Below are 13,425 nucleotides of genomic sequence, written 5' to 3' on the forward strand. Positions count from 1 at the left end.
CCTGTCTCTCATTTCTTTCGTAATTAGCTGTTATTCGGGAACTTTAATCTTTAATCGCATCGCTAATGCCAAGCTCAAGACGGCGCAAACCTTCTTCCAAGCCCTCGTCGTCGATAATTAGCGGCGGGAATAGTTTGAAGACTTCATCGTTTGGTCCGGCGGTTTCCATGATTAAACCGTTCTTATAGGAGTGCCAGGATACTTTGTTTGCAAGGTCAGGCACATCCGAACGTATGCCTTGGATGAAACCACGACCGCGTAAAGTCCCTTTCAAGTCAGGGTATTTTTCGATCATTTTTTGCAGAAATGCAGTAATCTTATCTGATTTTCTTGAAATTTCTTTTTCGAAAGCAGGGTCTTTCCAGTATTCCAATGCAGCAGTGGCGGTTACAAAGGCCGGGGCGTTCCCGCGGAAAGTTCCATTGTGTTCACCCGGTGACCATTGGTCAAGTTCAGGACGGATGAGCGTGATCGCCATTGGCATCCCGTAGCCGCCAATCGATTTGGACATGCAAATAATATCCGGATTAATTCCGGACGGTTCAAAGCTAAAGAACGATCCTGCGCGTCCAACCCCGGCCTGGATGTCATCGACGATCAAGAGCGCATCAATGTCATGGCACAAACGTTCAATTTCTTGCAACCATTCATTGCTGGCGGCGTTAAGCCCGCCTTCCCCTTGCACGGTTTCCAATATGATGGCGGCAGGTTTGTCTACGCCGCTTCCGGCTCGGTCAAGAAAGCTACGGATATGCTTCATTTGTTTTTCTACCGATTCATCAACGAACTTGTCATATGGCATGGTAAGCGCATTTCCGAGCGGAACTCCGGCACCGGCCCTTTTAAACTCATTGGAAGTGACGGCAAGAGAGCCGAGTGTCATGCCGTGAAAACCATTTGTGAAGCTGACAACGTTCGTCCGTCCTTTTACTTTACGGGCAAGTTTCAGGGCACTTTCAACCGCATTGGTTCCGGTTGGCCCCGGGAACATTACTTTATAATCCATATTGCGGGGTTCTAAAATGGTGGAATTGAACGCTTCCAGAAATTCACGGCGCGCCTTGGAAGCCATGTCCAAAGAATGGGTAATGCCGTCTTCTTGGATATACTCGATGAGTTTTTCCTTCATGCGATCATCATTATGGCCATAATTTAGGGCGCCTGCCCCGGAGAAAAAATCAATGAATTCGTTGTTGGCTTCGTCCCATAGTTGGTAGCCTTTTGCTTTGTGAAAAACAGTAGGGAAGCTACGGCTGTAGCTTCGCACCACTGATTCTTTTTCTTCAAAAACTTGCATTGCGTTTGTAGTCATGTTGGCAACGACTCCCTTCGTCATTAAGTGCGCTCCTATGATCTCCCGGTGTTTGTGTTTACCGAAAGATTGGGCCGATTTTAAATGAGAGCTCTGCTTCATGGTTATCCCCCGGGAACAAATCTTCGGAGAAACATTCCGACACATGACAGGCAGTTTCGTTGGTACGGGCAAGTCGCCGGAACAGTTTTTGCGAAGCGTCGTTCGACGGAGTGACGGTTGCTTCAAGGTATTTGATTTCTTGGCAAGCATTGCGCTCAAGCAATTCATCAAGCATGCGTGAGGCCAATCCTTTCCCGCGTTGTGAGCTGTCTACACCTACTTGCCATACAAATACGGTATTGTCTTTTTCAGGTAGGATGAACGCAGTAATGAAGCCAACTAGTTTCCCTTCTTCCTTGACGACTACACAAGTTTCGGAAAAGTATTCGCTCATCATTAAATACTTATACGAAGAATTAAGATCCAGACCAAGTTTTTTGGCAAGTTCCCACATTTTGCGTCCGTCTTGTACAGTCGGTTTGTCAAAAGTCAAAGATTCTTTCTGCAACGTTGGAGTTGCACTCATCCTATCACACCTTTTAAATATTTACGCACCATAATTTTAGTTCCCTTAATGAGAAATATTCAAACCACTTTTGAATATGAAAGGGAAAAGCAGGATACGTATCGAGACCAATCGGGTCATGCATATTATAATAGCACGCCTGCTAAAAAATTCAACTCGCTATATTTATGATTAAACGTGATTTAAGCACGTAAGAAAGAGTTGGCGTTATTTGCGTAAGGTGTTAGAGGGGATTACTAACGTATATGGCAATACAGTCATGCAGAGGAGCGCGTTTATCAATTTTATTCTGACAATCGGGGGGAGAACTGGTACACTTATTTATTGTGTGCACTTTTAATCATGGGGAAGCGCGGTTCATGGAGACTGAAATTGCTGATAACCGGTCCATTCGGTCGTCATGGGCGGTTCATGAATCCCGGAACCGCTCGCTAACGGTATTTTGGGTCATCATAAGAGGCTCATGAAGCCTGAAACCGCATTTGCCCGGATAATTCGGTCGCCATGGGAGGCTCATGAAGCCCGAAATCGCAGTCAAACGATTAATTCAGTCACCATGAAAACTTCATCCGTTCGTTTTCGTTGATTATCAATGAAACAACACAGAGGCCACTCCCGCGATCTTTTACATGAGAGGAGGAGAAGATTGCAAATATTTTTCGAGGTCGTTCTTCCGGTGGTGCTCGTATTCGCACTCGGATTTTTAATTCAAAAATGGAAGCATGTGGACATCAAGCCTATTTCGACGGTTGCAATTTTCGTCATGACGCCTTGTTTGGTGTTTGATACGATTTATCACGCAACACTCGACATGCAATATGCATATATGTTGATCTTTGCGATTTTGCTTTTATTCATACTTATTTTTGTGAATAAGTTGGTATCTTTTTTCTTTAAGCTTTCTCCGGAAACGGAAACCGGAATAATCCTTTCCACGGCTTTTATGAATGCGGGAAATTATGGTGCTCCGATCGTTCTCTTTGCTTTTGGAGAAGAGGGGTTTGCCTATGCCGTGTCTCTTATGGTCATTCAATCAGTGATCATGAACAGTTTTGGCGTTTATTTTGCATCCAAGGGCAGGGGGACAATGATCCAAGCTTTAAAGGTTGTCATGACGATGCCGGCGACCTGGGCGCTGGTAGCGGCTTTATTGGCGCAATTTTTGCCTGCAATGCCTACTGCCATTACAGGTGTAACCGAAATTGTCGGTGCTGCTACAATCCCAACCGTCATGATTATACTCGGCATGCAATTGGCGCGAATTCCGTTACGTGGGTTTGAATGGGGAAAAATCAGTTATAATGCCGTGCTTCGTCTATTGATTTCTCCGGTGATTGCTTTAGGCCTTACGAGAATCCTTCCCATTGAACCACTGCTTGCCAATGTGCTTGTTTTAACAGCTGCTATGCCTACAGCAGCTAACATCGTAATGTTTTCGGTGCAATTTAATGCGCAACCGAGGTTAGTGTCGAGTACCACACTCGTGACTACTTTAATCAGCATTCCAACGATTACTGTCTTGCTGATGATTCTTTGATATATTTCGTGAATGTATGTTTATTTCCTGATTATATGGGAATGGAGGAGTATGGGTCCTGGTGCGACATTTTTAAGGACGATAGTCTAAACAACCTGTTTGAAGGAGCGTGATGAATTTGAGTCGAGACGAAACCCGGACTTTAATTCAGGAAGTGGTCGATAAGTTAAAAAAAGAAACGTTTAGTAACGAATTTACGAATAACGAGAATGGAGAGGTATTTGATTCGGCGGCCGAAATTATAAAAACAACGGATAAAATCATAAAAAGTTACATCCGTGTCTCAAGAGACAATGGAGTGATTGAAAGAATCCCGGCCTATCGCGTTCAACATAATAACATAAGTGGGTTTTATAAAGGGGGGATACGTTTCAGTCCGGCTGTAAATGAAGAAGAAGTGGAAAATCTTGCGATTTTGATGACGATCAAAAATGCTTTGCATGAACTTCCTTTCGGTGGTGCGAAAGGGGGGGTGTTTGTCGATCCGAGAAATTTATCGCCACGGGAATTGAATTTGGTGAGCAAGAAATATGTACAACGGTTAAAGCCTGATTTGGGTCCAACGAAAGACATCCCCGCTCCGGATTTGGGAACAAATGACAAAGTGATTGACTGGATGGTTGGCGAGTATAAAACAATTACGCCCGGCGAATCTTATGTAAATTCATTTACTGGAAAAAGCGCGGTGAATGGAGGCGTTGCCGGCCGCAGGGAAGCCACGGGAATCGGAACTTTTTTGAGTTATTATTATTTGAGGGATCAATGGTTTAAACAAGCGAAGACAATGAAGGTGACGAGACCTAAGAGTTGGAAAAACCTTGAAACGTTAATCCATAGCGATCAACCGACGAGAGTGGCGGTTCAAGGATTTGGAAATGTCGGAAGCATTGCGGCAAATGAAGCACTGAAGTGTGAAGACGAACATATTGTGACTGCCGTATCGGATGAAGATGTCACCCTTCATAACCGAAAAGGTTTGGACATAGAAAGGCTGTTGGCTTATAGCGAGCAGCACCGGCGGTTGCCACGTTCAGCGGAAGAATTAAAGGAAGCGAACGTTCAAGCGGATATCGATTCTCCGTCGGCCGTGCTAACGAGCGAATGCGATTTGCTCATACTGGCTGCTGTCGAAGGCCAAATTACGGAAGAAAATATGAAAGACGTGTCGGCGAAAATTCTTTTGGAAGGGGCAAATGCGCCTATTACCAAGAACGCCGATGAATATTTTGAAAACAACGGAATTATCGTCATCCCGGATATTTTGGCTAATGCAGGCGGCGTACATGTCTCTTATCTGGAGTGGATGCAATCAAATAACGACAAGCCATATACGAAAGAAGACGTTATTACGGCATTGACCGATAAAATGACAGACGTATGCCACCGGGTTTATGACCATTATTTCTACTCCGAGAACCACGAAACGACAAGAATGTTATGCTATAAACTTGCCCTTATGAGATTGATTACGCTTTTATATAGGCACGGGAAACTTTATTAAAACATTCATCAGCGGGAATTTTTCATCCCCCGTTGAAGTTTTTAAGGTACGTTGGTAGGGGCTGTTGCCTCAAATTAGGAAAAAAATAAATAATTTAGCAGTTCTGGGAGGGGCCCGTTTATAAAGACGGGCTCCTCACTTTGGTAGGGACGGAAATTTTGTGTCTTTTGTTTTTTCGTAGGCGCTCGATTTCCGTTTGAGGGGTTACTTTGCTCTTCTTGTTGTTTTCAGAGGAGTTCATCCGTCGTCCAAGGGAATCACGGCGTAACCCCTTAACCAATCCTTCCATTTTTTTACGTAAAAATGTTGGTGCAATTCCTTGCATCAAGCCTATTGAAAAAATTTTACCAATCCGGTGATTACACTGGAAACACTGGATTACACCTTTCCGGGGTAGTAGCAAAGGGGCAGTCTCATCATAAAATTAATTGACAATGATTATCAATTTCATTATCATGGCATTAACTGATAATGATTATCAATTAAAACACGTAAAATAGAAAGGAGCTTGCTACCAACGGTTGATTCCGATCTGTTTTGGGAAACAGTCGATGAATGTATGAAATATTCAAATAGCCGGGATATCGACACCGAAGTGGTGCTCCTTTCTGCAAATTCGGTGGTTGAAATACACGATTAAATTACTTAATAGAAGAATCATTGATGCATCAGACGAAGCAAACACGTTAAACGGCAAAATTAACATACAAGTAAAAACATTCCGTTTATGCTGAGCATTTGGCGGCGCATCTTCAATGCGTCGCTCTAAAAATCCCGAGCAGATCAGGGACAACTACAAAATCCAATAAATAGAAAATGATTAAACATGAAGTTTTGTAAGCGCAGCACAAGAAGATCGGTTTATTTTGTATGAAGCCATGAAGCCGTATCACAGATGCGCTTGATCAGATGAGAGAGGTAACCGGGCAGCCGAATTGTAGCTCGATTAATTAATTCTATCGGCTTACTCGTGCCACACCCATTTGTCTTTTAGGAGGGGAAGTAACCATGATTATTGTTCAGAATCAAACGTTTGTCACAAAAGGATACGGAGAACGTCTCGTGGAGAGATTTAGAAAAACCGGGAAGGTTGAATATGCAGAAGGGTTTATCGGATTAGAAGTGTTAACGAACATTAGAAGCCAAGACCATGATGAAATCGTGATTAGCACGCGTTGGGATAATATTGAAGCATTTCATCGCTGGACAGAAAGCCAAGCGTTTAAAGATGCACATGCCCGCGAAGGTGGACGTCCAGATTACATTATCGAAAATAAGGTTCTTTTTTACAGGGTCGATGTCGTACGTGAAAGCATAGAACTAACATATTAAACAGGGGCGTCACAAAAGGGCAGCCCTTTCGGTTTACAAAGCCCTGAACATGGGAGGGATGACAATGATTAAAAAGTTCGCCCGCTATTATTCTCCGTATAAACGGTTGTTTGCTGTGACACTTTTATGCGGGATGCTTGTTGCCGCGTTAGAGCTTTTATTCCCGTTGGCCGTGAATCGTGTGATCGATGATTTGTTACCAAGCGGGAATTGGGAGCTTATTTTTGCCGGCGGCATCGGTTTGTTTATTCTTTACTTATTCAATGGCGGATTTCATTATGTTGTAACCTATTGGGGACACAAACTTGGGATTAGCATTGAAACCGATATGCGCACCCAACTCTATAAACATTTACAAGAACAACCCATTCAATATTTTGATGACACGAAAACGGGACATCTCATTTCAAGGCTGACCAATGATTTAATGGATATTGGCGAAGTCGCTCATCACGGGCCGGAAGAATTGGTCATCGCCTTAATGACGCTGACTGGTGCTTTTGGGATCATGCTCACCATTAGTTGGGAATTAACGGTGATGATCTTTGGACTTGTTGCGATTATTATTGCCCTGACCTATTATTTTGGAAAGAAAATGTCTAACGCCATGTCATACATGTTTGGCAGCATTGCTGACTTTAATGCGCGCGTTGAAAATAATATCTCCGGCATTCGTGTGATTAAGGCGTTTGCCAATGAAGCGTATGAAAAAGAACGCTTTGTGAAAAATAATGAACATTTCAAGCAAACGAAACTGAAGTCATACAAAATTATGGCCTCGCACATCGCCAGCAGTCAAATTCTCATGAAAATCCTATTGTTGTTTGTTTTGGTTGCCGGCACTTGGTTTGTGATCAATGATCAAGTGACGTTCGGCGAATTCATGGCCTTTGTCCTGCTCACAAATGTCATGATGCGGCCGATTCAACAATTAAATGCCGTCATAGAAATGTACCCCAAAGGGATCGCGGGATTTCGCAGGTTTCTTCAGTTACTCGAGATGGAATCGTCACAAAAAGAAAAAACGGACGCCATTGATGTTGGCAAACTAAATGGGAATGTTACATATCAACACGTCTCCTTTTCCTATGGGGAAGGAGACGACGTTCTTAATGCGGTCAATTTCTCTATTGACTCCGGCGAAACGGTCGCCTTTATTGGCCCTTCAGGCGCCGGAAAAACGACAATTGCCAGTTTGTTGCCTCGTTTTTATGATGTTAACACAGGAGTAATCACCATCGATGGTATGGATATTTGTGACATGACCTTACGATCACTCCGTGAAAATATTGGATATGTGCAGCAGGATGTTTTTCTTTTTGATGGAACGATCAGGGAAAATATTGCATACGGCACGTTAGAGGCAAAGGAGGAAGATATTTGGGAAGCGGCAAGGCGCTCACACATGGCTGATTTCATTGAGAGCTTGCCAAAAGCGATGGATACGTTGATTGGAGAACGAGGCGTGAAATTATCCGGTGGCCAAAAACAACGTCTTTCGATTGCGCGTATGTTTCTTAAAAACCCACCCATTTTAATTCTGGATGAAGCCACATCTGCTTTAGATACGGAGACGGAAGCAGAGATTCAAAAAGCGTTGAATGGACTCTCACAAGGACGCACAACATTAATGATCGCTCATCGTCTCACGACCATTCAGGACGCCGATCGCATTTTTGTCGTTACGAAAAAAGGCATTGAAGAACGAGGGAACCATCAAGAACTCATCCGCTCCGGAGGTTTATATTATCGAATGCAACAATCCCAATTCCATACGCTCTAAGAAAAACACTCGGGACCGTACGGAATCTGCCGAGATCATGATTACTTGATTTTTCTCGACTGCCAGGACTGTTTTCTCCTCTCAAGCAGAGAGCGCACGGCTTCCAACGTATATAATCCGATTTCGTTCCTTAAATTAACATGAATCCCATAACCGTATCTTTATCGGCCGAAAATATCACTATATTAGCCAAAACATGCTTTGCAGGTTACGCGAGAATTTCACCTCTTTTTGAACCATGGTGAAAGAATTTCCGGCATAATCCGGTAACAGACCGGATAAGCTTGGCTGGCGTTAAGTAGATTGAGAAAGCTTCGCGGGAAAATAAAACGTATCAGAAAATGTGATGATTTACTCTTCCCGGATATATTCAATTCAACTGACCACCAATTGTTAATTTCCTTGTGAAATTATTAATTGACAATGATAATCGTTTTCAATTAATGTAAAAAGAGGATGATGATACGTTCCGCGCAGAGATAAAAATACGGTTTTTCAAAACAAGGAGAAGATAAAGATGATAAAAAAGGGCATGATCATGATGGTTTTTTCCCTTACGTTGACGGCATGTGGGGATGGATCTTCCGGTGAAACCTCTGATGAAACCGATCGGACGGTTAACATTGGCGGCGAAGAGGTTGAAGTGCCCGATAATCCTGAACGTATTGTCACTGATTTTTATGCCGGTGAGTTGTTAACCGTCGATGCCAATATCGTAGGGGCTGGATCGATCGCGTTTGATAACCCTTTCCTTGAAGAGGAACTCGAAGAGGTTGAAGATATCGGAGAGCCGCCAAATGTGGAAAAAATTCTGGAATTGGATCCGGACTTAATTGTGACCATGTATGATGAAAATCTTGACCAGCTAGAGCAAATTGCGCCTACGGTACATATTCCGTATAACACAGCGACCAACGTTGAAGATATGACGGAAATGTTTGGGGACATCATGGGAGCAGAGGAAGAAGCACAGGCATTTTTGGATGACTATCACGATCGTGCCGAAGAGGCTCGAGAGGAAATCGATGATCACGTGGCCGAGGATGCGACCTTTGGGCTTTACGAAATTACGAATGACAATGAATTATATGTTTTTGGGGAAAATTTCGGCCGTGGTGGGCAAGCATTATATGACGCTTTGGATTTAGAAGCACCTGACATCATTGAGGATGAAGTCATGGGTGGAGAAGATGTGCTCATGCTTTCTCAAGAAGTGATCCCTGAATATGCGGCGGATTATATGTTTTTGACGAGTTATGATCCGGAAAATCAGCACGATGCCAAAGATGAACTAGAAAAATCTTCTGTATGGCAAGGGTTAGATGCCGTACAACAAGAACGTTATCGTCTCAATGATTATGATACCTTTTATCCTTACGATCCCATTTCGGTTTACCATCAGATTGATTTATTTGTGGACTTAATCATGGAGATGGAAACGGAAGATTAGATGAAGAAAGAAGGCACACAATGGTTGATGCAACGTCTCCTACGTCAAAACGGTTTGGATTAAGACCTATGGTTGTCATCATTATGTTTGCCGGCACGAGTCTGCTCATTTGCGCTATTTTGCTATCTATTTCTTTAGGAGCGGCCAGCATCACACCCATGACGGTTTGGGAGGCAATAGTCAATTATGATGAATCGCTAACCAACCACCAAATTATCCATGAGATACGTCTCCCAAGGGTGGCTGGGGCTATTCTAGTAGGGAGCTTTCTCGCTGTTTCAGGGGCACTTATGCAAGGGATGACAAGAAATCCCCTTGCAGAGCCTTCCATTATTGGGATTACGGATGGCGCGGCCTTGGCACTTGCCATCATGTTTGCTTTTTTCCCTAGCGTCCCTTACACCGGATCTTTATTAGCGGCTTTTATCGGGGCCGGTGTCGGAACGGCGCTGGTTTTTCTCGTGGGGGCGTTGGCAAAGGGGGGCTTAACACCAGCCAAACTGGCGTTGGCAGGGGTCACGATTGGGGCTTTTTTAAGTGCTATATCTTCAGGGATTGCGATCTATTTTGATGTCGCCCAGGATTTAAGTTTCTGGTTTGCCGGCGGTTTGGCCAACATCGATTGGCCACGCGTCCAACTTATGCTTCCCGTTGCTATGATCGGAATGGCCATAGCGTTATGGTTAGCGCGTTCAATTACCATTTTAAGTTTGGGAAAAGATGTGGCCCAAGGTTTAGGGCAACGCACAGGCATAGTTCGAACGATGGGCATCGTGGCCGTGATGCTTATGACAGGGGCCGCTGTTGCTGTTGCCGGAACCATTGGCTTCATTGGCTTAATCATTCCCCATATTACCCGTGCCTTGGTTGGTCTTGATTACCGTTATATCGTGCCGTGTTCGGCCATTCTTGGTAGCCTGCTATTGATTGTGGCGGATATTCTGGCCCGCCTTGTCAATGCGCCGTATGAAACGCCGGTGGGCGCAATTACAGCCTTGGTCGGTGTTCCCTTTTTCCTTTATCTCGCTCGTAGAGAAGGAAGGGGCGTCTGACATGAAACGGATCGTATGGATCTATGTGGCTATTGTGATGTCAATTTTTGCTGTTTTTCTCTTAAGCCTGCAAATGGGAACGATGACGATCGCCCCTCTTGATGTTTGGCGAACGTTTATGGGGGATGGCACTGACCAGCATGCGCTCGTTTTATTCGGATTTCGATTGCCGAGAATGGTAATTGCTTTGCTTGTGGGGGCGGGATTAGCGGTTTCAGGCGCAATTTTACAAAGCCTTTCCCGTAACGAATTGGCTGATCCGGGCATCCTGGGCATTAACGCGGGAGCTGGTTTGGCAGTTGTGATTTTTATTTACTTTTTCCAAGGATCATACACCTCGTTGGGTGAGACGGTCTTTGCCCTTCCCTTTTTCGCATTTGTCGGTGCGCTTACGGCAGCATTTCTCATCTATACACTCGCTTGGAAAAAGGGCGTAACGCCCATTCGGTTAGTGCTCGTTGGCATCGGGTTAAATGCAGGGTTTACAGCGATTCTTATCGTTTTTCAATTGCGCATGAACCCTAATGACTTCATGCAAGCCACGGTGTGGCTGAACGGGGATATTTGGGGAACGAGCTGGGCAAGCACATTAGCGGTTTTGCCGTGGATACTCCTTCTCATCCCCCTCGTAATGGCACAGGCGAGGACCTTGAATGTGATGCGATTAGGGGATCCGTCGGCGATATCGTTAGGGATCAAGGTTGAACGTACGCGCCGCCGCTTACTCGTATGGGCGGTTATGTTGGCGGGGGCGTCGGTGTCTGTGGGAGGAGCCATTTCGTTCCTTGGGCTTGTGGCGCCTCACATTGCTCGTCGTCTTGTCGGTCCACGCCATCAGGTCATGATTCCGACAGCTGCCATGATGGGGGCTTTAATCCTGCTATTTGCGGATATGGTCGGCCGTAACCTTCTATCCCCTTCAGAAATACCCGTTGGCATTGTTGTGGCTGTTATCGGCGCTCCGTATTTTCTGTATTTACTTATGAAAACCCCATAGTGAGGTGAAATGATGACACGTCTGGAAGCGAATCATCTATCGATACGTTATGAAAAAGAAGCCATCGTCGATGACTTGACGATGCACATTCCGGAAGGAAAAATCACAACTATTATTGGGCCGAATGGCTGCGGGAAATCGACCATTTTAAAGACGTTAGCCCGTGTGATGAAGGCTTCAAACGGAGCCGTCTATTTAGATGGGAAGTCGATTCATACCCAACCGACGAAACAGATTGCGCAAAAGATGGCGGTACTGCCGCAAGCGCCTGAAGCGCCGAGTGGTTTAAAAGTAAGGGAACTCGTCGCTTACGGAAGACACCCCCATCAAAAAGGATTCGCTACGTTGCGTAAACAAGATCACGACATCATTGCTCTTGCGCTCGAACAGACCGGTTTGAAAGCTTTGGCTGAACGATCTTTAGAGACCCTTTCCGGCGGACAACGCCAACGGGTATGGATTGCCATGGCGCTTGCCCAGCAAACGGACTTGTTGCTGCTTGATGAACCCACGACGTATTTGGATCTTGCTCATCAACTGGAAGTGTTGCAAGTTTTACAGCATTTAAATGAACAACAAGGGCGCACGATCGTTTTGGTCGTCCACGATATCAATCATGCTGCTCGTTTTGCTGATTATATGGTGGCGTTACGAGAAGGGGCGATCGTGCAGGAAGGCGTGCCCGAGGATGTTATGAGCGCTCAAGTTTTACGTGATGTTTTCCACATTCAGGCGGATGTTGTTTCTGATCCCAGGAGTGGGAAGCCGGTTTGTTTAAGTTATGATTTGTTGAAGCATACCGATACCCGGGAATCACAAAATAGTTATTCGTTAGGGGGGAGATATAGTGCAGGATAATGTGTGCTATGACATTACGATTATAGGTGGAGGACCGGCAGGCTTATATGCAGCTTTTTATAGTGGAATGCGCGATTTGAAGACGAAAGTGATCGAACATGAAAAAGAGCTTGGCGGAAAAGTGAACGTGTACAAGGAGAAAACCATTTGGGACGTTGGAGGTTTACCGCCAACAAGTGGTTCTCAACTTATTTCACAGCTTATTAAACAAGCCTTAACCTTCCATCCTACGATTGCGTTGGGTGAGCAGGTCGTGGACATACGGAGAACGGATAATGGTTATTTTCAAATGAAAACGGATCAAAACCGTAGCCATTATTCGAAAGCCATCATTTTGGCTACTGGTTATGGGATCTTACAACAAACCAAGTTAAACATAGAAGGGGCCGAGAAATTTGAAACGTCGAACCTACACTACGCGGTTACGGATCTAGAACACTTTCGGCAGAAACATGTCGTTATTTCGGGTGGAGGGAATTCGGCTGTTGATTGGGCCAACGAACTTGAACCGATGGCTAAAAGTGTTACGGTTGTGCATCGACGTCATCAATTTGGAGGACACGAGAAATTTGTGACTAAGATGCGGCATTCTTCGGTGGATATTTTGACCCCCTATGCCATTGACGACGTCAAAGCAAGCCCGGATGGTTGTTGTATCGAACAAGTAACATTGAAGCATTGCGAAAGTGGGTACTGTCAGTGGCGAAAGGCAGATGCAGTCCTCATCCATCACGGCTATCAACCGGATCTGAGTTTTCTTGATCATCATCCCCTGGGATTACAAGTGGAAGAACGTCGGTTGTATACCTCCCATCAAATGGAAACAGCAGCTTCGGGAATATTCGCGGCCGGTGATATCTCCAATCATCCAAGCAGTATACCACTTATTGCCGGGGCTTTTACGGAGGCTAGCTTAGCCGTCAATGCTGCAAAGCTTTATATCCATCCTGATGCCGACCGTTATGCTCGTGTCTCGTCCCATAATAATCGTTTTAAACAACATAATTAAAATAGGGACTGCCGAATAACGGAAAA

11 protein-coding genes are annotated in these 13,425 nt (G+C 44.8%); 9 read left to right on the top strand and 2 right to left on the bottom strand.

From position 1 onward, the window contains the following. Positions 1–43: 43 nt before the first annotated feature. Both ectB and ectA read right to left on the bottom strand, forming a co-directional pair. Positions 44–1,312, bottom strand: coding sequence for a diaminobutyrate--2-oxoglutarate transaminase (gene ectB / locus HUG15_RS08165; RefSeq protein WP_200128892.1), 1,269 nt, complete (start codon positions 1,310–1,312; stop codon positions 44–46). Positions 1,313–1,370: 58 nt separating this feature from the next. Then, entirely contained in the window at positions 1,371–1,880 is a 510-nt protein-coding gene (ectA, locus tag HUG15_RS08170; RefSeq protein WP_200128192.1) for a diaminobutyrate acetyltransferase, read from the bottom strand. A 646-nt stretch (positions 1,881–2,526) separates the two neighbouring features. Here ectA and HUG15_RS08175 point away from each other — a divergent pair. From HUG15_RS08175 to HUG15_RS08215, 9 genes are all read left to right on the top strand, one after another. Further along, positions 2,527–3,417, top strand: a complete 891-nt coding sequence (locus HUG15_RS08175) for an AEC family transporter (protein WP_200128193.1) — start codon at positions 2,527–2,529, stop codon at positions 3,415–3,417. A gap of 112 nt (positions 3,418–3,529) precedes the next feature. Further along, positions 3,530–4,918, top strand: a complete 1,389-nt coding sequence (locus tag HUG15_RS08180) for a Glu/Leu/Phe/Val family dehydrogenase (RefSeq protein ID WP_246516553.1) — start codon at positions 3,530–3,532, stop codon at positions 4,916–4,918. A gap of 1,008 nt (positions 4,919–5,926) precedes the next feature. Beyond that, entirely contained in the window at positions 5,927–6,250 is a 324-nt protein-coding gene (isdG, locus tag HUG15_RS08185; RefSeq protein WP_200128195.1) for a heme oxygenase, read from the top strand. A 64-nt stretch (positions 6,251–6,314) separates the two neighbouring features. Next, entirely contained in the window at positions 6,315–8,033 is a 1,719-nt protein-coding gene (locus tag HUG15_RS08190) for an ABC transporter ATP-binding protein (RefSeq protein WP_200128196.1), read from the top strand. A gap of 517 nt (positions 8,034–8,550) precedes the next feature. Continuing rightward, positions 8,551–9,483: an ABC transporter substrate-binding protein gene (locus tag HUG15_RS08195; RefSeq protein ID WP_200128197.1), complete on the top strand. Its 933-nt coding sequence runs from the start codon at positions 8,551–8,553 to the stop codon at positions 9,481–9,483. A gap of 20 nt (positions 9,484–9,503) precedes the next feature. After that, on the top strand, positions 9,504–10,535 hold the full coding sequence (locus HUG15_RS08200) for a FecCD family ABC transporter permease (protein WP_200128198.1): 1,032 nt from the start codon (positions 9,504–9,506) through the stop codon (positions 10,533–10,535). A gap of 1 nt (position 10,536) precedes the next feature. After that, positions 10,537–11,532, top strand: a complete 996-nt coding sequence (locus HUG15_RS08205; protein ID WP_200128199.1) for a FecCD family ABC transporter permease — start codon at positions 10,537–10,539, stop codon at positions 11,530–11,532. Positions 11,533–11,544: 12 nt separating this feature from the next. Further along, positions 11,545–12,390 carry an ABC transporter ATP-binding protein gene (locus HUG15_RS08210; RefSeq protein WP_200128200.1) on the top strand — a complete coding sequence of 282 codons (846 nt, stop codon included), beginning with the start codon at positions 11,545–11,547 and terminating at the stop codon, positions 12,388–12,390. Further along, a complete protein-coding gene (locus HUG15_RS08215; RefSeq protein WP_200128893.1) occupies positions 12,377–13,399 on the top strand; it encodes an NAD(P)/FAD-dependent oxidoreductase in 1,023 nt (340 codons plus the stop codon). Before HUG15_RS08210 ends, HUG15_RS08215 begins: the two co-directional genes overlap by 14 nt. Positions 13,400–13,425: the final 26 nt, after the last annotated feature.

It is taken from the genome of Salicibibacter cibarius, assembly GCF_016495725.1.
Lineage (GTDB): Bacteria > Bacillota > Bacilli > Bacillales > Marinococcaceae > Salicibibacter > Salicibibacter cibarius.